At 73.7% G+C, this 24,154-nt stretch carries 17 protein-coding genes; 6 read left to right on the forward strand and 11 right to left on the reverse strand.

Translation table 11 applies throughout. The features are described from left to right. Positions 1-20 precede the first annotated feature (20 nt). The 3 genes from IQ210_RS03620 to IQ210_RS03630 all read left to right on the forward strand — a co-directional run bounded on the left by IQ210_RS03620 (position 21) and on the right by IQ210_RS03630 (position 3,470). Positions 21-698, forward strand: coding sequence for a response regulator transcription factor (locus tag IQ210_RS03620; protein WP_194076805.1), 678 nt, complete (start codon positions 21-23; stop codon positions 696-698). Further along, positions 688-2,061: a sensor histidine kinase gene (locus tag IQ210_RS03625; RefSeq protein WP_228046732.1), complete on the forward strand. Its 1,374-nt coding sequence runs from the start codon at positions 688-690 to the stop codon at positions 2,059-2,061. Before IQ210_RS03620 ends, IQ210_RS03625 begins: the two co-directional genes overlap by 11 nt. 110 nt (positions 2,062-2,171) lie before the next feature. Further along, positions 2,172-3,470: a hypothetical protein gene (locus IQ210_RS03630; RefSeq protein WP_194076807.1), complete on the forward strand. Its 1,299-nt coding sequence runs from the start codon at positions 2,172-2,174 to the stop codon at positions 3,468-3,470. Here IQ210_RS03630 and IQ210_RS03635 read toward each other — a convergent pair. The 9 genes from IQ210_RS03635 to IQ210_RS03675 all read right to left on the reverse strand — a co-directional run bounded on the left by IQ210_RS03635 (position 3,448) and on the right by IQ210_RS03675 (position 17,568). Beyond that, positions 3,448-4,845, reverse strand: a complete 1,398-nt coding sequence (locus IQ210_RS03635) for a sensor histidine kinase (protein ID WP_194076810.1) — start codon at positions 4,843-4,845, stop codon at positions 3,448-3,450. The two genes, IQ210_RS03630 and IQ210_RS03635, sit on opposite strands and share 23 nt — an antisense overlap. 9 nt (positions 4,846-4,854) lie before the next feature. Further along, complete coding sequence (locus tag IQ210_RS03640; RefSeq protein WP_097263758.1) at positions 4,855-5,892, reverse strand: rod shape-determining protein; 1,038 nt, start codon at positions 5,890-5,892, stop codon at positions 4,855-4,857. Between the two features lie 193 nt (positions 5,893-6,085). Continuing rightward, positions 6,086-10,270, reverse strand: coding sequence for an SAV_2336 N-terminal domain-related protein (locus IQ210_RS03645; protein ID WP_265584683.1), 4,185 nt, complete (start codon positions 10,268-10,270; stop codon positions 6,086-6,088). After that, positions 10,260-11,276 carry an AAA family ATPase gene (locus tag IQ210_RS03650; protein ID WP_194076814.1) on the reverse strand — a complete coding sequence of 339 codons (1,017 nt, stop codon included), beginning with the start codon at positions 11,274-11,276 and terminating at the stop codon, positions 10,260-10,262. The genes IQ210_RS03645 and IQ210_RS03650 overlap by 11 nt, the downstream gene beginning before the upstream one ends. Positions 11,277-11,285: 9 nt before the next feature. Next, positions 11,286-12,956 (reverse strand): VMAP-C domain-containing protein, encoded by a 1,671-nt coding sequence (locus IQ210_RS03655; RefSeq protein WP_194076817.1) that lies wholly within the window; start codon positions 12,954-12,956, stop codon positions 11,286-11,288. Next, positions 12,953-13,270 (reverse strand): CU044_2847 family protein, encoded by a 318-nt coding sequence (locus tag IQ210_RS03660; RefSeq protein WP_194076819.1) that lies wholly within the window; start codon positions 13,268-13,270, stop codon positions 12,953-12,955. Before IQ210_RS03660 ends, IQ210_RS03655 begins: the two co-directional genes overlap by 4 nt. 101 nt (positions 13,271-13,371) lie before the next feature. Continuing rightward, a complete protein-coding gene (locus tag IQ210_RS03665) occupies positions 13,372-14,700 on the reverse strand; it encodes a carboxyl transferase domain-containing protein (protein WP_194076820.1) in 1,329 nt (442 codons plus the stop codon). Next, the gene (locus tag IQ210_RS03670; RefSeq protein ID WP_194076821.1) at positions 14,693-16,147 is read right to left on the reverse strand and encodes an acyl-CoA synthetase; all 1,455 of its coding nucleotides are present in this window, start codon (positions 16,145-16,147) and stop codon (positions 14,693-14,695) included. The genes IQ210_RS03665 and IQ210_RS03670 overlap by 8 nt, the downstream gene beginning before the upstream one ends. Before the next feature lie 68 nt (positions 16,148-16,215). Beyond that, positions 16,216-17,568 carry an SLC13 family permease gene (locus IQ210_RS03675; RefSeq protein ID WP_194076822.1) on the reverse strand — a complete coding sequence of 451 codons (1,353 nt, stop codon included), beginning with the start codon at positions 17,566-17,568 and terminating at the stop codon, positions 16,216-16,218. 252 nt (positions 17,569-17,820) lie between these two features. Here IQ210_RS03675 and IQ210_RS03680 point away from each other — a divergent pair, with 252 nt between their 5' ends. Beyond that, positions 17,821-18,528, forward strand: a complete 708-nt coding sequence (locus tag IQ210_RS03680) for a FadR/GntR family transcriptional regulator (protein WP_194076823.1) — start codon at positions 17,821-17,823, stop codon at positions 18,526-18,528. A gap of 40 nt (positions 18,529-18,568) precedes the next feature. Here the strand turns inward: IQ210_RS03680 and IQ210_RS03685 are convergent, their stop codons facing one another. Further along, positions 18,569-19,603 carry a MerR family transcriptional regulator gene (locus tag IQ210_RS03685; protein ID WP_194076824.1) on the reverse strand — a complete coding sequence of 345 codons (1,035 nt, stop codon included), beginning with the start codon at positions 19,601-19,603 and terminating at the stop codon, positions 18,569-18,571. 140 nt (positions 19,604-19,743) lie between these two features. Between IQ210_RS03685 and IQ210_RS03690 the strand changes: the two genes are divergently transcribed. After that, entirely contained in the window at positions 19,744-20,640 is an 897-nt protein-coding gene (locus tag IQ210_RS03690; RefSeq protein ID WP_194076826.1) for an ATP-grasp domain-containing protein, read from the forward strand. Positions 20,641-20,741: 101 nt separating this feature from the next. Beyond that, positions 20,742-23,006: an ATP-binding protein gene (locus IQ210_RS03695; protein WP_194076829.1), complete on the forward strand. Its 2,265-nt coding sequence runs from the start codon at positions 20,742-20,744 to the stop codon at positions 23,004-23,006. Positions 23,007-23,238: 232 nt separating this feature from the next. On the opposite strand, the gene IQ210_RS03700 is transcribed toward IQ210_RS03695, so the two are convergent. Then, positions 23,239-24,150 carry an MEDS domain-containing protein gene (locus tag IQ210_RS03700; protein WP_194076831.1) on the reverse strand — a complete coding sequence of 304 codons (912 nt, stop codon included), beginning with the start codon at positions 24,148-24,150 and terminating at the stop codon, positions 23,239-23,241. Positions 24,151-24,154 lie beyond the last annotated feature (4 nt).

A 24,154-nucleotide genomic window follows, 5' to 3' on the forward strand; every position in this document is an offset into this window, starting at 1 on the left:
AGCGCGCGTAGCGTGAGGTCATGCGGGTGCTGGTCGTCGAGGACGAGGCACGGTACGCCGCCGGGCTCAGGGACGGACTGGAGGCCGAGGGCTTCGCCGTCGACGTCGCGCCCGACGGGGTGGACGGCCTGTGGCTGGCCCGCGAGAACACGTACGACGCGATCGTCCTCGACATCATGCTGCCCAGGCTCAACGGCTACCGCGTTTGCCGGGCCCTGCGCGGCGAGGGCGACTGGACGCCGATCCTCATGCTCACCGCCAAGGAGGGCGAGTGGGACGAGATCGAGGGCCTCGACACCGGCGCCGACGACTATCTGACCAAGCCCGTCTCGTACGCCGTACTGCTCGCCCGGCTGCGCGCGCTGCTGCGCCGCGAGGCACGACAGCGGCCCGCCGTGCTCGCCGCCGGCGACCTGCGGCTCGACCCCGCGACCCGGACCGTGACCCGGGCCGGGCGGGACATCGAGGTCACCGCGCGGGAGCTGGCGGTCCTGGAGTTCCTGCTGCGACGGGCCGGGGAGGCGGTGTCCAAGCGGACCATCCTCGACCAGGTGTGGGGCGACGACTTCGAGGGCGATCCGAACATCGTCGAGGTGTATGTACGGCGGCTGCGCAACAAGGTCGACCGGCCGTTCGGGAGGGAGTCGCTGCGGACGGTGCGGGGGCACGGGTATCGGCTGGTGCGGGATGACGGGTGAGCGGCGGGGACGGGAGGGGGTGCGGGGCCTGCGGCGGCGGGCGGTACGGGGCCGGCGGTTGCCGATGGTGGGTGACCGGGGGCTGTCGGCGGTGGGGGACCGGCGGTTGCGGGCGGTGCGGGTGCGGGCCACCGTCATCGCCGTGCTCGCGGTGGCGGTGGCGATGGTCGTGGGCGGTACGGCGCTGGTCCTCGGGTTGCGGACCGAGCTGAGCAACGACGTACGGGACGCGGCCCGCGCCCGCGCCCGGGAGGTGGCCCGGGTGATCGAGGCCGGGCACGGCGTGCCCGTACCGCGTGTGGCGGACCCCGGTGAGGAGTTCCTCCAGGTCGTGGCCGCCGACGGGACGGTGGTCGCGGCCAGCGCCAACGTCCGGGGCCGGCCCGCCTTCGCCGACCTGCGCCCCGGCGGTACCGCGACTGTGGACACCCCGCTCGACGAGGACCCGTTCCTGGTGGTCGCGGTGGGCGCGCGGTACGGCGGCCGGGAACTGGTCGTCCTGGACGGCCGCACACCCGCGGGGGTCGCGGAGGCCACCGCGACGGTCACCCGCTTCCTGCTCATCGGCCTGCCCGGGGTGCTGGCGCTCGCCGCGGCGGCGACCTGGACCGCCGTGGGCCGGGCGCTCGGGCGGGTGGCACGCGCCGAGTCCGCCCAGCGCCGCTTCGTCTCGGACGCCTCCCACGAACTGCGCACCCCCGTCGCCACCCTCCGCCAGCACGCCGAGGTCGCCCTCGCCCACCCCGACCGGGCCGACACGGGGGCGCTCGCGGGGACGGTGCGCGAGGAGGCCGTACGGATGCAGCGCCTCGTCGACGACCTGCTGCTGCTCGCCCGCGCGGACGAGCGTGCGGCGGGCGGCGTACGACGTCCGGTCGACCTCGACGACCTGGTGCTGGAGGAGGTGCGCAGGCTACGGGCGACGGCCACCGCGCCGGCCGTCGACAGCACCGGCGTCGGGGCGGCCCGGGTGACCGGCGACGAGGAGGCGCTGCGCCGGCTGGTGCGCAACCTCGGGGAGAACGCGGCGCGATATGCGCGCGGGCGGGTGGCCTTCACGCTGGGCGACGGCGGGGACGGGTGGGTGCGGCTGGCGGTGGAGGACGACGGACCGGGTGTTCCGGCCGCCGACCGGCAGCGGGTCTTCGACCGGTTCGTACGACTGGACGAGGCGCGGGTCAGGGACAAGGGCGGGGGCGGCTCGGGGCTGGGCCTCGCGATCGTGGCCGAGGTGGCGCGGGCGCACTGGGGGACGGTGACGGTGGAGAGGGGCGCGGCGGGGTCGGGAGGTGCGGGCTCGGGAGGGGCGGGGCTGGGCGGGGCGCGGTTCGTGGTGATGCTGCCGTCGGGGGAGGGGGACTGACGGGAGCGGAACCGGTCTGTCGGTAGCGGAGCTGAATCGTCCGTCAGGTGTGTTCAGGGGCTGTTCAGCGGGGGCGGCGCAGGCTGTGGGGGTCGGCTTGGGAGGTCGTCATGAGGTATCGGAACCTGCTCACCCTCGGAGCCGTCGTCCTGCTGGCCGGTGCATGCACGGGCACCCAGGGCGCGGCGCAGCGCGACGACTGCGTCCACGTCGTCGACGAGAGCACCGGCCGCACGAGCCCGGCCTGCCTGCCGACCGCACCCGAGAGCGCCCGCGTGGACCGCGCGACGCCCGTCTTCACCCACCCCACCCCCGTCACCAACCCCCTCCACCCCAGCAGCAGGGTCCGGCAGACGATCTACGGCGGCCAGGTCGACGGAAGGCCCTTCCGCACGGAGGTCACGGTGCTGCCCGACCCCGAGCCCATCACCTGGGCCGGCCACACCGTCCCGGCGCTCGCCGTCCAGTACGTCGCGTATGCCGACGGCCGGATCGAGGAGGCCACCGTCGACTGGTTCGCGCAGGCCGACGACGGTGCCGTCTGGTACCTCGGCGAGGACGTCTCCAACTACGACGACGGGGTGGTGAGGGACACCGAGGGCACCTGGCAGGCGGGCAAGGACGGCGCGCCCGGCGCGATGATCATGCCCGGGCAGCCGCGGAAGGGGGACGTCTACCGGACCGAGAACCTGCCCGGGGTTGTCTTCGAGGAGGTCCGGGTGACGGCGGTCGACCAGACCGTGGACGGGCCGTACGGGAAGGTCGAGGGCGCGATCACCGTGCACGAGCTGCACATGGACGGCTCGACGGAGGACAAGGTCTACGCGCCGGGGTACGGGGAGTTCTCTACGGGCGGCGACGGAGACCTGGAGGCGGTGTCGCTGGCGGTGCCGACGGACGCGAAGTCGGGTGCGGAGCCTGGGAAGTTGGGGGAACTGGAGGCGGCGGCGCGGGCTGCTCAGGACGGTGCGGTGACGACGGGGGACGTGCGGGGCGTTCGGGCGGCGTGGTCGGCGTACCGGGCGGTGGACGACGTACCGGCGTTGCTGGAGCGGCAGTTGACGCGGGACGTGGAGGCGCTGGAGGGGGACGACCCGGCCGGGGCCGCGTTGCGGGTGGCGCAGGACGTGACGGATCTGCGGCTGCGGTACGAGGGGATGCGGAAGGTGGACCGGGAGCGATTCGCGGTGTGGGCACGGCAGTTGGGGATCGACGCGCGGGACGGGGACGCGGGTGCGGTGGCGGGTGACGTCAGCAGTCTCGAGCTGGTGTGGGAGCGGCTCGGGGGCGGGACGTACAAGGACCTGGAGAAGGCCAGGGACGCCGCTGACCGAGGCGACTTGGGGGAGGCGGGGCGGATCGCGCGGGCGTTGGGAGGGCCCGGGTTCACAGCGGCGCTTGCCAGGTGACCGTAGTACCCGTTCCTCCGTCCCCCGCCTGTCCGTCGTCGTGCACCGTCAGTCGTACGCCCTCCCGCCCGTCGGGCAATGTCGCCGTCGCGTCCACCGTCACCTCGATGCGGGAGACGCCGCCGCGGCGGGACGCGGTCGCCAGTGCTCGGCGTAGCGCGGTGAGCAGTTGGCCGGCGATCTGTTCGGGGATGCGGCTCTCCACGGGGCCCGTGAACTGGGTCGACGGGGTGAAGCCCAGCAGGGCCGCCGCGCCCGCCGTCTCCCGAAGTACCTTGCCGCGGAACGTGGTTGGCGCATCCGCGGGTGGCTGTTGGAGGGCGAAGATCGTCGTGCGGACCTCCTGGATGGTCGACTGCAACTCGTCGACCGCCTTGCTCAGCGCCTCCTGGACGTCCTCCGCTCCGGGCCGGCGCTGGGTGGACTCCAGCATCATCCCGGTGGCGAACAGCCGTTGGACGACGAGGTCGTGGAGGTCGCGGGCGATGCGGTCGCGGTCCTCGAAGACGGCGAGGAGTTCGCGGCTGTGCTGGGCGTCCGCGAGCACGAGGGCGAGGGCGGCCTGGGAGGCGAACTGGACGGCCAGCAGCCGTTCGACGGAGGTGTACGGGCGGTCGCCGCGGCGGCGGGGAAGGGCCAGGGTGCCGATCAGCCGGCCGCCGGCCTGGAGGGGGAGCATCATGCTGGGCCCGAAGCGGTGGCGGACGTGCGTCGTCATGCGGGGGTCGGTCGCCGAGTCGTCCACGAACACCGGTTCGCCACCGAGGAGTTGTTCCAGCACCGGGCTCCCGGGGGCGATCGTGGTGCCGACGATGTCACCCGGGTCGTCGTACGTCGACGCCGTCACGATCTCCATCCCGCCCTCCTCGGTGGGCTGGAGGATGACCCCGGCGGAGGCGTCGGCGAGGATGCGGGCGCGTTCGGCGACGGTCGTCAGGGCGTCGGCCGCCGGCCCGTCGCTGAGCAGCGCCGTCGTGACGGCCGCCGCGCCCTCGATCCAGCGTTCCCGCTGCCGCGCCGCCTCGTACAGCCGGGCGTTGCCGATCGCGATGCCGGCCTGGGCGGCGAGGACGTGGAGGAGCTGTTCGTCCTCGGCGGTGAACGTCTCCTTCCCCGCGAGATGCAGGGTGCCGAACTCCTCGTCCTGCACGCTGATCGGCACGGTCACCGCGGCCGTCGCCGGCACCGCGCCCGGGGTGCGGATCTCGATGAGCCCGTCCTGGCCGGGGTCGGCGGTCCCGAGTGCGGCGTACCGGGCGCCGGTGAGCTCGGCGGCCGCGTCCACGATGTGCTGGAGGGTGGTGCGCAGTTCGAGGTCGGTGCCGACGCTGAGGACGGCCTCCAGGAGGGGCGGGAGCGGGTCCTCGCCGGTCAACGGGGCGCCTCAGTCGGTGATCGGGTCCAGCGCCAGCGGCTCGATGCGGCCCTCCAGCATCGCGCCCAGGCCCTCCACCGCGCACACCTCGGGGCGCTCCGCGATGTGCACCGGCATGCCGGTCGCCTGGCGCAGCATCTGGTCGAAGCCGGGGAGCAGGGCGCTGCCGCCGACCATCATGATGCCGCGGTCGGCGAGGTCGGCCACCAGGTCCGGCGGGCAGTCCCGCAGCACCTTGCCGATGCCGTCGAGGACGGCCGTGAGCGGGGTCTGGATCGCGTCGCGGACGGCGGCGGTGTCCACCTGCACGGAGCGGGCGAGGCCGGTGGCGACGTCACGGCCGTGGATCTCGGTGGAGGCGGGGCCGGACGCGGTGAGACCGTTGCCGGACAGGGCGAGCTGGAGCGGTCGTACGGACTGGCTCGGCAGCATCAGCTCGTGCTGGTGGCGCAGGTGCTGCACGATCGCGTGGTCCACGGCCTCGCCGCCGACCGGGATGCGCACGGCGTTCACGATCGAGCCGAGGGACAGCACGGCGACCTGGGTCGCCGCCGCGCCGCAGACCAGCACCATCGTCGCCTCGGGCCGCTCCACGGGCAGTCCGCAACCGACCGCGGCGGCGATGAGGGTGTCTACCAGCTCCACGCGGCGGGCGCCGAGGCCGACCAGGGTCTCGATGGCGGCGCGCTGGGCGAGCGGGTCAGCGTCGTGCGGGGTGCAGGCGGCGGCGCGCAGGATCGGCTTGCGGCGCAGCGAGCGGCGGACCTTGTCGCCGAGCAGGTGCCGCAGCATGCGCTGCGCCATCTCGATGTCGACGACCGTGCCGCCGGAGACGGGCCGGACGACACGGATGTAGTCGGGGGTACGGCCCGTCATCTTCTCCGCGAAGTCGCCGACCGCGATCAGCGCGCCGGTGCGGGTGTTGACGGCGGCGACGGACGGCTGGTCGACGACGAGCCCGGCGCCCTTCACGTACACCCGCGTCCTCGCCGCGCCCAGGTCGACGGCGAAGTGGCAGCGGCGCAGCTGCTCCAGACTGGCGGTCATGGCAGGTCCTCCCGAGAGCACAGACCGGGGGGCCGCGCCGGGCGGCGGGCCTCACTGGCATCGTGTGCGGGGCGGGGGTGGGACGCCTGTTGGAGGGGGCTGTGTGGGGCGCGGCTGAATGGGGGGTTTTGCGGCTTATGCCCTATGTAAATGTCAGATAAGTCTTTCGGGGGCCAGGGCTTCTGACAGTGGGTCACAGAGTGCGGGCCGCGTCGAGGAGGGGCTCCAGGGAGGAGAGGGGCGTCTCGTGTCCCGTCTCCCTCAGGCGCCGGGCCGTGGCGGGGATGTCGGCGAAGGCGATGACGCGCAGGCCGAGGCGGGAGGCGGCGTCGAGTTCCGCGGGGGAGGAACTGATCAGCAGGCCGGTGGCCGACGGGCGGCCGGTACGGGCGAGCGCGCGGAGCAGACAGTCCGGGTTCGGCATGAGCAGGCCGAGATCGTCACTGCGGCCGTGCACACCGGTCAGAGGCAGGCCGTGATGGGACATCACCCGCTGGGCGGCCTGCTCGCAGACGTCCGTCACCACCTCCACCCGACGGCCCGACTCGGTCAGGGTGCGGATGAGGGCGTGGGCGTCCGGCGTGGGGTGGGTGTGGCGGACGGCCCGCAGTTCGAGGTCGTCGAGCCGCATGCGCAGCGTCGGACCGACGGAGCTGGTCGCGAAGGCGCGTAGCACCTCCAAGGGGTGGGCGGGAGTGTGGGGGGCGGAGGCGAGGGGGTGACCTTGCAGCGCCTCCTCGGGGTCGCGGTTCTCGACCGCCAGGGAGATCAGCTCCAGGGCGGCGGCGCGGGCGGACTTCGTCGTGAAGAGGCGGGTGAGGGGGCCGTCCAGGCCGATCAGGACGGTTTCGGTGGCGCGGAGGTGGGTGGCGAGGGGGTCGTCGGACGGGGGGCGACGGGTCCGTGGGGTGGTCTGCGGGGCGGCGGGTGAGGGGTCCGGTGCCGGGAGCAGCCGTACCGAGCAGCTGACGGAGAGTCCGGGGACGGGCCACTCGCGCAGGCCGGCGTACAGGGCCTGTTGGCTCGGGGCGAGGCGGTGGCGGCGGGTGACGCGGCCGACTTCCTTGATGACGTGGTCGAGGAGGATCTCGGAGACGTTGCTGATCTCGCCGAGGATGAAGGCCATCGGACCGACGACATGCCAGGACAGCTCGATCTCGGCTGGGAAGCCACGGCGGCCGGAGCTGGGGAGGGTGACCTGGTGGGTGGCCCGGTGGATGGTCAGGTCGACCTCGTAGTACCTGACGGGGCGGCCCCGGGTGATGGCGGGCGGGGCGAGGGTGAGCCGGCCGCCGGAGGGGGCGAAGACGAGGGCGGTACGGGTCGGGTCCGGGGTGAGTTCGGCGGCGGCCCATGTGGTGAACGGGCCGCGCACCAGGTCCCGGGGGTCGCCCTCGGGCTCGGCCGAGGGCAGGCGCAGGGCGCGGTACCACGCGAACGGTTCGGATTCCGTGCCTGCCCGCAGCGGCTCGAAACGGACGGCGTCCGCGGCGGCGGAGCTGCGGACGTACTCCTCGTGCAGGGGTGGAGAAACCAGGAGGGTCACCTTCGCGTCCGTACGCGGTATGAGGTCCCCTGCGTCCGGTGGTCCGGGGGTCCTCGTGTGCCAGAACGTCACCTTGACCCGCGGGGTGTCGGGCAGGGCGTCGAGTTCCTCGGGCAGGCCGCGCAGTACGGCGACCAGGACGGGCAGGACCTGGGCATGGGGCTCGGTCACGACGAAATAGCCGGTGTCGAGGGTCTGGACCTCGTAGTCGTAGGGCACCAGGCCGCCGCGGGCCAGCAGGTCGGTCACGGCCTGACCGAGCAGGGCGTGCGCGTGGGGGTCCTCGGCGTCGACGATCTCGAACGAGATGGTGGCGGCGGCGGTGTGGGTCGCGAGGGTGAGGCGGAGTTCGTTGATGCGCGCGCGAGTGGCCCGCGCGGCGGGGCCGGGGATGTCGGCAAGTGGGGAGCCGTACCAGAGGTTCAAGGCGCGTTGGGCCTCGGTGTGGTCGGGGTCGGCGGCCTGGACCTCCTCGCAGACGAGGACGTCGACGATGACGTTCGCCGGGTGCAGGGCGTACCCGTCCGGGAGTTCGGCGAGGGTGCCGGGGCCGAGGCGGGTCCGTAGCTCCCGGGCGAGACCGCGCAGGGCTTGCGGGGCGTCCGGAGGCGGGGTGTCCCAGATGCCACCGGCCAGTTCGGCGTTGCTCATCCGACGGCCCCGTTCGAGGAGCAGCATGCACAGCATCGCCTGTGCCTCGCGGGACCGGATCGGGCCGCGGTTGAGGCGCAGGGGGCCGAGCATGCCGACGCGCAGGGGCTCGGAGTACGGGCTGCGCCGCGCGGCCAGGTCGTCCAGCAGGACCTGGAAGGCGCGCGAGTCGGTCTGGGTGTTGTGCCGCACCGACTGCCGGCCGAGTGCGAACCGGCTGATCACGGCCTCGCCGTCCGGCCGCAGCACCACCCCGTCCCAGCCCTCCTGACCGCGCACCAGGTCGTGCTCGTGCAACGCCGTCAGTCCGGATCGCACACCCTGCCGTATCCGGTCGAGCACCATCGTGGACACCCCCGGTCCACTGCCCCGCTCCAGTTCGGCGACCGTCACCCCGTCCACGAACCCGGTCACGAGATACGGCCGGGCGCCCTCGGCCCCGAATCCCACGACCGGCACCACGTGCGCATGCCGCAGGCGGCTCAGGACTTCCGCCTGCGCCAGGAAGATCTCCGTCCAGGCCGACTGTTCCGCGTACTCGTGGACGACCACACGCCGCCCGTCCCTGATGTCCACCGCCTCCCACTCCTGCGGCCCCCGCTCCCCGACCACCCGATACCGCCCCCCGAACACCACCCCCTCCTCCTCGCCCCCACCCCCCAGCCGCCGCACCGTCTCCTCACTCACCGTCGCGAACGCCGACCCCCCGTCCCCGGCCTCCGCCCTGAACTCACCCGCGGCGAGACCCGCCCGTTCGTCGATCAACCCGCCCACCCGGGCCAGGAATTCACGGGTCCGGCCACGAGCCGTACGGGGCAGCGTCCGCTGCAACAGGTCCCGTACTCCCGGCCGGAACTCGTACGAACCCGGCGGTCCCGGAACCGTCGTCAGCATGCCGCTGAGGATCACCTCGGCCAGATGCTGCGGGCGCGGCTGGTGGTCCAGGACGCGTTGGACCAGGCGCATGACGGGGAGGGAAGGGACCGCCAGCGACAGATGGCCCGCCAGGCGGAAGGCTTCCGGGGACGCGGTGGAGCGGAAGTGCAGGACCAGGTCACGGGGTGGGAGCGACGCGATGTCGGGGGCTGAGGACTCCGACGGCGGCACCGGGCTTTCGTCCAGCCATGCCACCGCGCCCGGCACCCGCCCACCGCCCGGATCGGCCACCAGGGACGACCAGTTGGCGAGCCAGGTCGGGCCGGGTTCGAGTACGGGAAGCGGCAGGGCGCCGGAAGACGGCGATCCCGGCGCGGTGTCCGGGGCGTAGGGCGTGAAGGTGAGGAGGGAGGTCGGGGCCGCCGGGGACGGGGCCGTCAGCAGGCCCGGGGTGGCCGGCAACGCCGTTGTGTGCCAGAGGAGTTCGGGCAGTGGCTGTACGACCGCCAGTGGCATCCCGTGTGCCCAGCGGCGCAGCGTGCGGTACCAGCGGTCGCCCGCCGGGCCCGGTCGCCACTGCGGGCCCATGCCGTCGCTGACGACGAGCGTGACCGTACGGCCGTCCGCCGCCACCGGCACTCCGTGGGCGCGGCCGTCCGGGGTCGCCCGGTGCAGGGTGACCGTGCGGAAGACGCCCGACTGGGCCAGTACCGCGTGGAGTTCACGGACCAGCGGGCGCCAGATCGGCATCGTGGGGCCCGCGTCGTACACCAGGTTCAGGTGCAGCCAGCGGTCCGGGGCGGGGCGCAGGACCGGCAGCCAGACGTCCGGGTGTGCGCCGAGCCGCGCGATGCGGTCGGCGGTGGCCGCCTCGTCGAGGATCTTGCGGCGGGGGGCCGGGACCCGTCGCTTCAGGGGGCGTAACGCCCGTTGCAGGGCGAGCGGGTGGTGCAGCATCGGGGGTGCGGGGGCGAGGAGGGGGCGGCTTGCCGGGGCGGATCGCGGGGGTGGGAGCCGTAGGGGCACTCGGTTGTCTTCGGTCCCTGGGGGGTGTGCGGGGGGCTCCGGCAGAGGGTCTGGTGGCTCCGGGTGTGCGGCCTTCTCTGCTTTTGGCGCTGTCTCCCTCGCCGGAGTGGCTGCGATGGTTCGATCGGCGCCCTCGTGATCCTCCCCGCCCTCCAACTCCCGTGCCAGCCACAGCAGTTCCGCCAACTCGCGCGGTGTCGGGCCGTCGTCGCCCGGTGATGCCGTGCCGAGGAGCCGGGTCAGCCGTGCCAACGGGCCCCCGGCTTCCTCAGAAGCCATCGCCGTCCGCCGTGGCGCTCAGGTACGGCATCAGCTGTTCGGCGAGGGCGTCCCGGGAGTCCGCGTCCAGGCCCGCCACGCCCGTGAGGTAGATCGCGTTGAGGAGCTGGTCGGTGGCGAGTTCGCCGGTGTTCGCGCGGTCCAGGAAGGTCCTGATCAGGGTCTGCATGCGGTCGTCCGGGGCGCCGAGATGGGCGCGGACGATGTCGGTGAGCTGCTCGCGGCCGGGGCGGCGGAGCTTCAGGCGGACGCAGCGGCGCAGGAAGGCCGGCGGGAACTCGCGTTCGCCGTTGCTGGTGAGGACGACGAAGGGGAAGGCGCGGCAGCGGACCCGGCCGCGGTGCACGGTCACCGGGGTGTCCGTGCCGTCCGCGAGGACCTCGGCCGTGGCGTCGGGCGTGTGGCGGGCCGCGCGGACCAGTTCGGGGATCTCGAACTGGCCCTCCTCCAGGACGTTCAGCAGGTCGTTCGGCAGGTCGAGGTCGCTCTTGTCCATCTCGTCGACCAGGAGGGTGCGGGGCCGGTCGTAGGGGAGCAGGGCGGTGCCCAGGGGGCCCAGGCGCAGATGGTCCTCGATGCCGCCGTGGGCGCGGGGGCCGCCGGGGCGGGCCGCGTAGAGGCGGGAGAGCGGGTCGTACTGGTAGAGGCCGTCGGCGAGGGTGCTGCGGCTGGTGATGTTCCAGCGCAGCACCGGGCCGAGGCGCAGCTCGCGCGCCACCGCGTAGGCCAGCGACGACTTGCCGGTGCCGGGCGGGCCCGTGACCAGCAGCGGGCGGCGCAGACACAGGGCCGCGTTGACGAGCTGGACGCTCTCCGGGGTGGCCACATAGGTGCGGGCGCGGTGCACCCGGTCCGGGGAGACGGCCGCCTCGTCGTCGTCCTCGGCGGGCGGCGGCAGCGCCGGGCCGCCGTCGAAGGCCCGCCACGGGGGCGGCGCGGGCAGGCCGGTGATGCCGTCGTGCGGCTCGCCGTCGCCGGTGTAGACGGACCAGTTCGACTTCGGCATCAGCAGTCCTCACGCTACGGGGGTGTGTACATGGGCCGCGCCCTCGTGCCGGTCCTTGAAGCAGCGCGGGTCGTCCCACAGCAGCTGGATGTCCCGCGCCCAGTGATCGTCCCGGGAGTCCGCCTCGTCGCGCAACGCCAGGACGTGGCGCGGGAGTTCGGCGGGCGGGACATGCCGTACGTGGGTGTCGAGCGCGTCGAGGAACGCCGTACCGGGGCAGGTGTCACGGCAGCCGCCGGCGCCGCCGCAGCCCCGGCGGGACCAGACGATCACCGGGGCGGGCGCGGTCAGGGAGTTCTTGAAGTGCTCGCGGGTGAGCGCGGCGTCGGGTGCGGCGGCGAAGCCGGTCAGGCAGGTGCCGTTCCTGCGCAGGGCGACGCGGAGTTCGCCCGGCTTCTCCGGGGAGTCGCAGGTGACGCGGTGGACCTGGCCGGTGCTGGCGCCGAGCCGGTTCCAGGTGCGGGTCAGGACATGCCGGGTGCCGCGGCCGCGGCGGGTGTGGTCGGTGACGACGACCGGGTAGGCGCAGCCGAGCGGGGCGTCGCCGGGCGCGCACGCCCAGCGGTCCACCGGCCAGTCCAGCCAGTCCCGCGGCAGCGAGAAGGCGATCAACTCGTCGCCGCCCGGCGTGAGATGACAGAACGCCGCGTCGATCCGGTCCTGGAGATAGCCGCACAGACCCGCCAGCGGAACGGTGTCGGAGGCGACCGGGTGCCGGCGTTCCCCGCTGTACACCGACACCTCCAACTGGACGTGGTCCTCGCCCGCTCCGCTGTGCCGGAGTTCGACGAGGATCGGCTCCCAGGCCGGGGCCGTGCCGCCCGGCGGGGCGGCGGGCGGGTGCAGCAGGGCGTCCAGCCGGTCGGCGAACCGGGTCACCGTGTCCGGGTCGTCGAGCTCGGCCTGCACGAACAGGGCCGCCGACCACAGGGAGTCGAAGCCGCCCGGCGGCGGATCGGGGTCCAGGTCGCCCGCCGCGTCCGCGTACAGCCGTACCGGATCACAGACCAGTCCGGTCCGTACGGCCTTCTCCACCAGCCCTCTCAACCGGCGCCGGGCGGCGAGCGGACGGCCCGCCGGCGGGACCAGGCCCTCCAACTCGGCGCAGTGGCGGGCGAACACGTCGGTGGGCAGCATCCGGCCGGTGCGGATGTCCCGGGCGCCGGCCGCCGCCGTGACCATGCCGACGACCTCGCCGGTCTCCACCAGCACCACGGCCGCCCCGCTGAACCCCGCGACCAGCGGCTGCCCGTGGCCGCTCCACGCCTCCAGCTGGATCCACTCACCGCCGACCCGGACCGGGCCCGTGGTGCGGTACTCGGCGAGCTGACCCTCGTCGTAACCCCTCGGGAAGCCGTACGCGATGAGCTTGCGGTCGCCGTGCGCGGTGTCCGCCGGGGCGAGGGCGGCCGGGGTGATCGGCACCTCCGCCGCCAGCTCCAGTACGGCGAGATCGCCCAGGTCGCTGGGGTGCCCGCCCCAGGCGCCGCGCGCCACCACCCGGGCCGGGACCGGGGCGGAGCCGGGGAGCTGCGGGAAGGACACGGTGACCGCGGCCTGGGTCTTCTCCTCCGGGACCACGTGCGCGCAGGTCAGCACCCGGTCCTGGGTCACCAGGAAACCCGCCCCGGCGACCTGGCCCGCGCACTCGATGCGGGCCTGCCACCCGGCGCCGTTCATGAACTCGACGGGGACCAGGTCAACTTGACGACGAGATGGCCCTCGGCCGTCCCCTTCGCGATGATCGCGCCCGTCTCGGCGGCCAGCTTCACCCCGAACTCGATCTCCACACCGTCCGGTTGGAGCGCGCCCTCGCGGAACACCCGCAGCGCCGCCTCGGCCGCCGAGCGGACCCCGTCGAGCGCGGCCTCGAACGTGCGGGCCGCCTGGACGGTCCCGTCCCGCGAGACCAGGCGCGACCCCGCCCCGTCGTCGGCGGCCTCCACCGCGACCACCGCACCGTCACCGGTCTTGAACTCGACCACGCCATCCATGACGCCCCCGTCGTGAGCTGTACCGAGCCGTCCCATTGTCCGGGACGACGGCACGCGTTGTCCCGGTTTCGGCACGCCGGGCTCCGAGGTCGCACGCGGGATCACCGGTTCTCGCGGATCACGCCCAGTTCCGCCAAGTCCTGCGGCCGCACCCGGAGTTGTTCTGCGGTCGCCCGGACCTCCGCCGCCGGTCGCTTCAGGATCGCCGCGGCGAGTTCGGGGGCGATCACCGAGAAGTAACTGTCCGGTGTGGCCCAGGTGTTGCCGGGGGACGCGAGGGCCAGTGCGCCGCCCGAGCCGCCCTCGCCGATGAGGAGCGTGGTGACCGGGGTGCGGGCGGCGGTGACCGTCAGGAACAGGTCCGCGATCGCCGCGCCGACGCCCTGCCGCTCGGCCTCCGCGTCATTGGCGGCACCGGGCGTGTCCACCAGCGTCAGCACCGGGATGCCGAGCCGGTCCGCCAGCCGGATCAGCCGGGTCGCGGTGCGGTAACCGGCCGGGCGGGTCGCCGTCCCGTCCTGCGCCGCGTACGCGACCGTACGGCCCTCCCGCTCGCCGAAACCGCAGAGCATGCCGGGGTCGACGCCGCCGCAGCGGTCGCCGGAGAGCGGCAGCCGGTGCGTGAAGTAGGCGTCCAAGTAGGCGGCGGCACGCGGCCGTTGCAGGGCGCGGGCCCGGCTCACCGCGTCCCAGCCGGTCGCGGGCAGGTCCGGCGCGCCGAGCGGGGCCGGCACCGGGGCCGGATCACCGCTCGGCCGGGTCAGCAGCCGCAGCCACCGCCCCAGCACCTCGCGCAGCTCGCCAGGGCGCACGACCGCGTCGACCGCCCCCGCCGCGAACTGCGCCTCCGCCGTGTACGCCGCCGGGTCCGCGTCCGCCGGACGGACCCGGGAACCGGCGAAGCCGACCTGGGCGCCGGGCAGGGCGAGGGTGACATCGGCACCGGCGCCGAGGGTCGCCCAGCCGCCGCCGGTCGTCGGGTCACGCAGGACGGCGATCTGCGCGAGGCCCGCCTCCCGCGTGAGCGCCGACTGGCGTGCCACCCGCTGGAGTTGGGTGAGCGCGAGCATGCCCTCCTGCATCCGGCTGCCGCCCGTCGCGACCAACGGGACGACCGGCAGCCGGTGTTCGCGCGCGTACTCGTACGCCGCCTCCAGTCGGTCTCCGGTACGGAGGCCTAGCGAGCCGCCGAGAAAGCCGAACTCGAACGCGATCAGCACAGCCGGGGTGCCCTCGACCCGCCCGGTGCCGCACACGACCGACTCCTTCTCCCCGGTGCGCTCGGCGGCGCGGGCGCGCGAGGCGTCGTAGCCCTGCCAGCCGAGCGGCCCGTCCGGCGGGAACTCGCCGCTGGGGTCGGGGAGTTCGGTGAAGGTGAAGTCGTCGGTGACGAGGGCGAGGATGTCGCGGGCGGAGAGGCGCTCAGCCATTCAGGGCCCGCTTCATGATCTTGCCCATGTCGTTGCGGGGGAGGGCGTCCAGGTAATGGACGACGCGGGGGCGCTTGTGCGGGGCAAGGCGGCGGGCGACATGGTCCGCCAACTCATCTGCTCCCGGCGGTGATTGAGGGTCGGCCGGCACGATCCAGGCGACGATCCGCTCGCCCAGGTCCGCGTCCGGCTCACCCGTCACGGCCGCCTCCCGCACCCCCGGGTGCTCCAGCAGCGCGTTCTCGATCTCGCCCGCCCCGATCTTGTAACCCCCGCTCTTGATCAGGTCGGTGGCCTTGCGGCCGACGATCCGGACGTACCCGTCGGGATCGCGCACCGCCATGTCGCCGGTGCGGAACCAGCCGTCCGCCGTGAACGCGGCGGCCGTCGCGTCGGGACGGTTGAGATACTCCGTGAACAGGTTCGTCCCGCGCACCTGGATCTCGCCCACCGTCTCGCCGTCGTACAACGTGATCGGCGCCCCGTCCTCCTCCACCAGCCGCAGCTCCACGCCCGGCAGCGGCACGCCGACGGTGCCCGCGCGCGGCTCCCCGTCCGCGCGCACGCTCGTGTTCATCAGCGTCTCCGTCATGCCGTACCGCTCGATCACCCGGCGGCCCGTCGCGGCCGCGATGCGCTCGTGGTCGTGCACGGGGAGGGCCGCGGAGCCGGAGACGAGCAGCCGGGCCCGGCCCAAGGCCTTCGCCAACTCCGGGTCGTCCGGGAGGGCTTGGGCGATCCGGTGGTACATCGTCGGCACCCCGAACAGCATCGTCGCGCCGTCGTTCAGCTCCCGCGCCACGCCCTCCGTGGAGAAGCGGCCCAGATGGCGCACCGAACCGCCGCGCCGCAGCGGGCCCAGGGTGCCCAGCACGAGACCGTGCACATGGAACAGCGGCAGCCCGTGCACGAGCACGTCCTCGCCGGTCCACTGCCAGGCGTCGGCGAGCGCGTCCAGGGTCGACGCGACGGCCCTGCGGGGGATGACGGCGCCCTTGGGTGGGCCTGTGGTGCCGGAGGTGTAGACGATCAGGGCGGGGGATTCGGCGGACACGTCGGCGTCGAGGGCGGTCGTGGTGTGCGGTGCGGTGGCGTGTGTTTCCACGTCCAGGCGCTCCAAGTTCCGCAGGGGGAGCGGGAGTTCGTCGTCGGGCGCCGCCAGGACCAGGGTCGGTGTGCTGTCGGACAGGATGTGCCCGAGTTCCTTCTCCCCGGACTTGGGGTTGAGCGGTACGGCGGCGACACCGGCCTCCAGCGCCGCCACCACCGCCACCGCGGTCTCCAGCGCCGGTGTCGCCCACACCGCCACTCTGCCCGCCCCGCCGATCCGTCCAGCGAGGGCACCGGTGGCGGCGGCGAGTTCGCCGTACGTCAGGGAACGGTCGCCGAACCGCAGGGCGGGATCGTCGGTCCGGTCGGCGGTCAGGGCGGGGAAGAGCGAGGACACGCGGCGTGCTCCTTCGTAGGGTCGGTCAGCTGCTGGTCAGGCAAGTGTTCACATCGGCTCGACGGGGTCTACCCCCAGCCCGGCACGACCATCACCAGCCACACCGCCGCGGGGACCACCGCCACCACGATCCCTCCGTACATCATCAACTGCCGGAAGAAACGCTCACGGTCCACGTCCGGCGCCGCGGCCAGGACCAGCGCCCCGTTCGTCGAGAACGGGCTCACGTCCACGACCGTCGCCGACACCGCCAGCGCCGTCACCATGCCGACCGCCCCGATCTCGCCCTGCGCCAGGAACGGCACCGCGAGCGGGATCAGCGCCCCCATGATCCCCACGGAGGAGGCGAACGCCGAGACGATCGCGCCGATGTAGCAGAGCAGGACCGCGGCCAGCAGCGGCACGCCGATGCCGCTGACGCCCTCCCCGGCCCACGTGATGGTGCCCATCTCGTCCAGGACGCCGACGTAGGTGAGGACTCCGCAGATCAGCAGGACCGTGGACCAGGCGATCTGGCCGACCGCCTTGCGGCTGTCGTCGGGCCAGACGGTGCTCAGGACGACGGCGAGGGTGATGGCGGTCAGGCCCGCGTCGAGATCGAGGACGAGTACGGCGACGACCAGGGCGACGAGGGTGGTGAGGGTGGCGATACGGGCGGGGGTGAGGCGGATGGTGTCCGGTTCGGTCGCTACGGCGGTGAGGGTGCCCGTGCCCGTGCCCGTGCCAGTGCCGGTGCCAGTGCCAGTGCCGGTGCCGGTAGCGGTGCCGCCGGTGCCGGAAGCGGGGGTGGCCGGCGGGGTGTCAGCCGTGGCCGTCCTGCCCAGTTTCGTGCCGCCGAACAGGACGAACACCACGCCCGCGATCACGATGTTGACCACCAGTGACGTCAGGAACAGGAACACCTCGTTGCCCGGCAGCTTCTCGCGCTCCACGATGCCGTTGACGATCGTGCCGTAGATGCTGATCGGCGAGAAGCCGCCGCCCTGCGCGCCGTGCACCACCATCGCGCCCATCAGCAGCGGGCTGATCCCGTAGCGGGCGGCGAAGCTCAGCGCGATCGGCGCGACGATCGCGACCGCGGCCGGACTGACCGCGCCGATCGCGGTGAGCGCGGCGGTCAGGGCGAACATCACCCAGGGGATCAGCGCCACCCGCCCCCGCACGAGCCGGATCGAGGCGTGCACCAGCCAGTCGGTGGTGCCGTTGGCGCGCGCGATCGCGAACAGGTAGGTGACGCCGACGAGCACGACGAACAGGTCACCGGGGAAGCCGGCGAAGATGCCGTCCGCGTCGAGGTCGGCGACGAGTTCACCGACCACGAACGCGGCGGCGAAGGCCAGCGCGCCCATGTTGACGGAACGGGTGGTGGCGATGACGAACACCACGACGAGGACGAGGATCGAGATGAGTTCGGGGGACATACGGGCTCCCGTCTTTGGGTCCCGGAGCGGATGATTGGCTGAGTGGCTCAGCCACTTGGCCGCCACATCGCCGTATGGGGGGATGGCTGGTTAGCGTGGTGCCGACGGTGCGGCCCGTCAAGAGCTCAGGCAAAATTGGCTCAGCCACTTTGCCACTAAGCCACTCATCCACGGGCTGCCCGACCCCCGTCCACAGCCCACCCGCCCACCACCCCACCCGGTGTTAGCCTCCCGACGAGAGAGGGGGACCTCATGACCGACGCCCTGCGGCCCATGACCAAGCAGCGCCTCTACGAGCAGGTGCTCGACCGGCTCCGGCAGTACGTCGCCGAGTCCGGCCTGCGGGCCGGCGACCGCCTCCCGCCCGAGCGCGACCTGGCCCAGCGGCTCGGGGTCAGCCGGGCCTCGGTGAAGCAGGCGATCGTCGTCCTGGAGGTCCAGGGACTGGTCGAGGCGCGGCACGGCGGCGGCACGTATCTCGTCCGGGACAGCCTCGACGTCGAGCCCGTGGAGAAGCTGGTCGAGCGTCGGCGCAGGCTCCCCGACGTCCTGGAGGCCCGCGAGGCCCTGGAGACGAAGCTCGCCGAACTGGCCGCGGAGCGCCGCACCGACGAGGACCTCGCCGCGATGCGTCTCGCGCTCGCCCGGATGGCCGGCGAGGTCGAGGACGGCGGTCACGGCATCGAGGGCGACCGCCTCTTCCACGCGGCGGTCACCGCGGCCGCGCACAGCAGCCTCCTCGCGGAGTTCATGCGCTCCATCGCCGACCAGATCGCCGAGAGCCGTACCGAGTCGCTGCGCCAACCCGGCCGCCCCGGCCGTTCGTTGGCCCAGCACCAGGCCATCCTCGACGCGATCGCCCTGCAACGCCCCGGGCAGGCGGCGGCCGCGATGCGCCGCCATGTCCGTACGGTGGCGAAGGTGCGGCTGCTGGACTGGGAGCCGGAGGGCGAGCAGTAGGCAGGCAAGCAGCAGGCGGGCAGGAGACCAGCGGTACCGGTCAAGGCGCCGCCGTCCTCACCACGTCCGCCACCACGCAGCTCACGTTGTCCGGGCCGCCCGCCTCGTTGGCCGCGCCGATCAGGGTGTGGACGGCCTCTTCCGGAGTGCCCGCGGTGGTGAGGGCGGTGCGGATGCGGGCGTCGGGGACGACGCTCGACAGGCCGTCGGAGCAGAGGAGGTAGCGGTCGCCGGGGGCCGTGTCATGGAGGCGGAGGTCCGGGGCCGCGGTGCCGAGGGCCTTGAGGAGGAGCGTGCGCCGGGGGTGGGACGTGGCCTCCTCCGGGGTCAGCCGGCCCTCGTCGATCAGGGACTGGACGAGGGTGTGGTCGTGGGTGATGCGGAACAGGGCGCCGTCCCGCAGGAGATAGGCGCGGGAGTCGCCGATGTGGACCAGGGCGAGGCGGGAGTCGGTCCAGAGGAGGGCGGTGAGGGTGGTGCCCGAATCGCCATCGCCGGCGTCCCCCGCGCCGTGCACCGTCTCCTGAAGGAGGTTGAGCACGTCACCGGCCGGGATCTCCTGTGCCTCCAGTGTCTTCAGCGCTTCCACGGCCGCCCGGCTCACCGGCGCGCCCCCGGGCCCGAAGCCGTCCGCGACGGCGAGCACGCGGGTGCCCGCGTAGGCCGTGTCCTGGTTCTGGCGGCGGACGAGGCCGGTGTCCGAGTGGGCGGCGTAGCGCAGTTCCAGCATGGGGGTCTCGTCCCTTCGCCCGTCCGTCGTGAGGTGGTCGATCAGGAACTCGGCGAGGTCCCGGCGCTGGGCCGTCTCCGCCTCCACCTGCTGCCAGTAGGCGCGGATCTCCCCGGCGGCGGCCTCGGGTGTGAGCGCGCACACCTCGCGGATGCGGGCCAGCGGCATCCCGATCCGCCGCAGCCACGCCACCAGCCGGGCCTGCTCCAGCTGCGCCGCCGCGTAGTAGCGGTAGCCAGTGTCCGGGTCGACCCGGGCGGGGCGCAGCAGGTCCAGTTCGTCGTACAGCCGCAGGGCCTTGGGCGACAGCCGGCACGCCTTCGCGAAGGCACCGATCGTCAGCACGCGCCACCACCTCCCCTTCCGGTTCCCGTCCCCGATGCTGGGGCTTCACCATGGGGGAAGGTCAAACGGGTTGCCGCGGTTGCGGGACCCCCGGTTAGCCTGCCGGGACTGCGCAAAACCCCGTCTGAAGGGACCCACCCGTGCCCCGAGTCGCCCTCGCCACCTACGACCCCCGGCCCGAGCCCTCCCGTGACCGCGACCTGCCCGTGCTGGTGGACGCGCTGCGGGCCGCCGGGGCCGGCGCGGAGGCCGTGTTCTGGGACGACGCCGAGGTCGACTGGGGCGGTTACGACCTCGTCCTCATCCGGTCCACCTGGGACTACAGCTGGCGGGCCGCCGAGTTCACGGCGTGGACCGAGCGGGTCGGCAAGGTGACCCGGCTCGCCAACCCCGCCGACGTCGTGCGCTGGAGCAGCGACAAGCGGTACCTGGGGGAGCTGGCCGCGGCCGGGGTGCCGACCGTGCCCACCTCGTACCTCGCGCCCGGTGACGCCGTCGAGCTGCCGGGCGAGCACGAGTACGTCGTGAAGCCGACGTCCGGGGCCGGGGCGCGGTATGCCGCGCGGTACACGGCCGAGCAGCACGACACGGCCATACGGCATCTCGAGCGGATGCACGCGGAGGGGTTCACCGCGATGATCCAGCCGTACATGCGCGGCATCGACGCCGGCGGGGAGCGGGCGTTGCAGTTCTTCGGCGGGCGGCTGCTGCACGCCAGCCGGAAGCGGGCCGTCCTCGCGCCCGGCACGGCCTTCGACGCGGACAAGGTCGCCCACCCGGGCCTGGAGCCGTGGACGGCGACGCCGGCCGAGCTGGACGTCGCCGAGCGCGCCCTGGCCGCCGTACCGGACGCTCCGGAGCTGCTGTACGCGCGCGTGGACCTGGTGGACGGGGACGACGGGGCGCCGGTGGTGATGGAGCTGGAGCTCGTCGAGCCGAACCTCTTCCTGTTCCTGCACCCGCAGTCGCTGCCGCGGGTGGTGGAGGCGGTGCTGAGGGCGGCCGGGGCGCCGGACGCAACCCCTGGTCACCCGTAGCGGCGGCAATTCCGCGAACCGCGCCTCACCTGGGCGGAAGGTGCCTACCCTGCGGGGGACAACAGCACGTGCGGGGACCACTACAGAGGGCGTGACTGGTCGTGGGCGGATCAGAGGCGCGGCGTACGTCCGGCTTTCCCACGGAGCTGACGAGCTTCGTGGGGCGCCGGGACGAGGCGGCGGAGGTCAGGCGGTTGCTGGCGGCGGGCAGGCTGCTGACGCTGACCGGGCCGGGCGGGGTGGGCAAGACGCGGCTCGCCGGGCATGTGGCGCGGCAGGTCGCCCGGGTCTTTCCGGACGGGGTGTGGCTGGTGCCGCTGGCCGCGTTGCAGGACGAGGCGTTCGTGCCGCACGCCGTGATCGAGGCGCTCGGGGTGCGCAACGAGAGCGTACGGCCGCCGCTGGACGTCCTCGTGGAGTATCTGCGCGAGCGGCAGGTGCTGATCGTTCTCGACAACTGCGAGCATCTGCTGCGCAGTTGTGCCGTTCTCGCGGCGACCGTGCTGGCCGCGACCGAGGGGGTGCGGGTGCTGACCACGAGTCGGCACCGGCTCGGACTGGCCGGTGAGCGGCTGTTCGAGGTGCCGCCGCTGTCCGCGCCCGCGCCGGAGGAGGTCACCACGGGCGCGGTGGCCGCCGAACGCTTCCCGGCGCTCCGGCTGTTCGCCGACCGGGCGGCCGCGGTCGTCCCCGGCTTCACCGTCGGCGAGGGCAACCAGGCGGCCGTGGCCCGGCTGTGCCGCCGCCTCGACGGACTGCCGCTCGCCATCGAGCTGGCGGCGGTCCGGGTGCGTTCGCTCGGCGTGGACGGGCTCGTCGAACGGCTCGACGACCGCTACCGGTTGCTCACCGGCGGCAGCCCCGCCTCCGCGCCCCGGCACCGCACCCTGCGCTCCGCCGTCGACTGGAGCCACGAACTGTGCACTGCGCAGGAGCAGTTGGTGTGGGCGTGGCTGTCGGTGTTCGTCGGCAGCTTCGACCTGGCCGCCGCGGAGGCGGTGTGCGCGGGCGAGGGCATCGACGCCGCGGACGTCCTCGACGCCGTCGCCGGACTGGTCGACAAGTCGGTGCTCGTCCGCGAGGAGTCGTGCGGGCAGGTGCGCTACCGGCTGCTGGTGACCCTGCGCGACTACGGGCGGGAGAAGCTGGCGGAGCTCGGCGAGGTCACCGCGACCCGGCGCCGGCACCGGGACCACTTCGCGCGGCTGGCCGCCGAGTACGAGCGGAGCTGGTTCGGGCCCGACCAGGCGGAGATCACCGACCGGTTGCAGGCCGACCGGCACAGCATCGGCTCCGCCCTGGACTTCTGCCTCACCACCCCGGGCGAGGCCCGGCACGGGCTGCGGCTCGCCTCGTCGCTGTGGTTCCACTGGGTCGCCGACGGCATCTGGGGGCAGGGCCGGCACTGGATGGACCGGGCGCTGGGCGCCGGGGCGCGGCCGGACGACACGCTGACCCGGGCCATGTGGGCGGGCGCGATCATGTCGCTGGTGCACACCCGCTCCGCCGCCGTCCTCGCGGGCACCGCGGCACCCCGCGCGGCGGCCGACGACGAACTGCCGGTGCCCACCCCGCCGCCCGTCCCGGCCGGGCTGCTCACCCCGGGCAAGTCCCGGGCCACGCTGGCCAGTTTCGTCGTCCTCACCCGTATCGAACTGGCCTGCACCCTGGTCAGCCGGGGCCGGCCGGAGCAGGCGGTGCCGCTGTGCCGGGAGGCGATCGCGCTGTGCGAGGCGCACGGCGAACAGTGGGCGCGGGGCTGGGCGTTGCGCACCCTCGCGCTCGCGCACTGGGCGTTGGGGGAGTACGACAGCGCCGCCGAGCAGGCACGCGCGTGCTTGCGGCTGCCGTACACGGTCAAGCAGCACCAGAGCCTCGCCCGCACCCTGGACCTGCTCGCCGCGGCCGAGGCGTCGGCGCTCGCGGGGTCGGCCGAGCGGGTGGGGGTGCTGCGGGGCGCGGTCGACCGCATCTGGCGTGACATCGGCGGCGATCCGGTGGAGCCCTGCCGGCCGGGCCGGGAGGCGTTGGGGGATCCGGCGTACGGGCGGGCGTATCGGCGCGGCGGCGGGCTGGCGGTGGACGAGGCCGTCGCTTACGCCCTGGGAGAGGCGGCGCGGCAGGTTCCCCGGCAGGAGAGCGAAGTCACGCCGGACGATGTCGTGTTGACGCCTCGGGAGACCCAGGTCGCGGAGCTGATCACACAGGGCCGGACCAACAAGCAGATCGCCGACGCCCTGGTCATCGCGCAGCGCACCGCTGAGGGGCATGTCGAGCGGATACTCGTGAAGCTGGGGTTCAGCAACCGGTCGCAGGTGGCTGCGTGGTTCAGTGCGCGCCGGGGGGACGGGCCGGCCGAGTGCTGAGTGCGGCGCCGTCGTGGCTGGTCGCGCAGTTCCCCGCGCCCCTTGACGGCGTTGTCCAACCGCAGATGACTTCGCGCCGCCCGGTCAGTGTCGGCGCAGGCAGACCCTGCCCCGCCGCCATGACCTGGTACCCCAACTCACCCGCCGCCACGTGTAATTCGACCGCCCCGTGCCCCACACCGTGCACCACCGCATCGCCGCCACCTCCAACACCACCCGTCCGAAACCCCGTTCACACCGTCACCTCGTCCTCCTCCACGCCGATCACCAGCTGCGGCACCTCGTCGGCGCCCAGCTGGCGCAGCACCATCCCGAGCAGTTCCCCGCAGCGCACGGTGACCTCGCTGCCGGTCGGCAGTGACCCGGCGAGGCTGAGCAACTGCCAGGCGCAGTGGGCCTCCATGAAGCACAGGGCCCGCAGGTCGAGGACGTGCCGGACGGGTCCGGAGGCGTCGCGGCGGCTCAGCGCCTCGCGCAGGGCCCGGACGAACTCGGTACGGGTGTCGAGCCCCGCGGACCCGGCGATCCGGCCGCCGTCCGCGGTCCGGGTGACCTCCAGCTCGTCGAGGCTCTCCATGACCCGCAGCGGATGCACCTTGCCCATGTCGTCGAGGAGCCGGTCGCCGAAGCGTTCCCGGTCGTACCAGCAGATCGCGGTGAACAGCGGATCGGCGAACAGCGGTGCCACGGACGCCTCGTAGTCCAGCAGCCGGTCGTGGTCGATCCCGACCCGCGGCGCCCAGCTCATGTCCGCGGTGAGCCGCAGCCCCGCCCAGCCCTCGCTCTGGGCGCGGTTGACCTCGTCGGTGTAGAGGTCGATCGTGCGGTCCTCGCGGAAGCGGCCGTCGGGGACGTACATCTCGGTGTTCCGCTTGAGGGAGAGCTGGCCGCTGTTCCACGCCTCGGCGACCCGGCCGCCGCCGTCGTCGAGGAGGGAGACCACGTCGCCGTCGGCCAGGTCGTCCGGGTCCATGACGAGCAGGACCTTCTCGCTGCGGGCCAGGCTGGTGCGGGTGTAGGCGGTGAAGACCTTCCACGGCGCCTCGCCCCCGCGCAGCGCCATGCAGGCGTGGTCGCCCATCTTCAGCCGCTCGACCGGCACGGTCCGGCCGGGAGGGTCCGGGTGCTCGGTCGTCTCGGTCATCGGG

The sequence above is a fragment of the Streptomyces justiciae genome (genome assembly GCF_015163075.1).
Taxonomy (GTDB): Bacteria; Actinomycetota; Actinomycetes; order Streptomycetales; family Streptomycetaceae; genus Streptomyces; species Streptomyces justiciae.

Coding starts and splice junctions, on each gene's coding strand:
- IQ210_RS03630 (WP_194076807.1), top strand. CDS start 2,172: ATGAGGTATCGGAACCTGCTCACCCTCGGAGCCGTCGTCCTGCTGGCC.
- IQ210_RS03700 (WP_194076831.1), bottom strand. CDS start 24,150: ATGACCGAGACGACCGAGCACCCGGACCCTCCCGGCCGGACCGTGCCG.
- IQ210_RS03655 (WP_194076817.1), bottom strand. CDS start 12,956: ATGAACGGCGCCGGGTGGCAGGCCCGCATCGAGTGCGCGGGCCAGGTC.
- IQ210_RS03660 (WP_194076819.1), bottom strand. CDS start 13,270: ATGGATGGCGTGGTCGAGTTCAAGACCGGTGACGGTGCGGTGGTCGCG.
- IQ210_RS03645 (WP_265584683.1), bottom strand. CDS start 10,270: ATGGCTTCTGAGGAAGCCGGGGGCCCGTTGGCACGGCTGACCCGGCTC.
- IQ210_RS03625 (WP_228046732.1), top strand. CDS start 688: ATGACGGGTGAGCGGCGGGGACGGGAGGGGGTGCGGGGCCTGCGGCGG.
- IQ210_RS03620 (WP_194076805.1), top strand. CDS start 21: ATGCGGGTGCTGGTCGTCGAGGACGAGGCACGGTACGCCGCCGGGCTC.
- IQ210_RS03675 (WP_194076822.1), bottom strand. CDS start 17,568: ATGTCCCCCGAACTCATCTCGATCCTCGTCCTCGTCGTGGTGTTCGTC.
- IQ210_RS03640 (WP_097263758.1), bottom strand. CDS start 5,892: ATGACCGCCAGTCTGGAGCAGCTGCGCCGCTGCCACTTCGCCGTCGAC.
- IQ210_RS03680 (WP_194076823.1), top strand. CDS start 17,821: ATGACCGACGCCCTGCGGCCCATGACCAAGCAGCGCCTCTACGAGCAG.
- IQ210_RS03650 (WP_194076814.1), bottom strand. CDS start 11,276: ATGCCGAAGTCGAACTGGTCCGTCTACACCGGCGACGGCGAGCCGCAC.
- IQ210_RS03665 (WP_194076820.1), bottom strand. CDS start 14,700: ATGGCTGAGCGCCTCTCCGCCCGCGACATCCTCGCCCTCGTCACCGAC.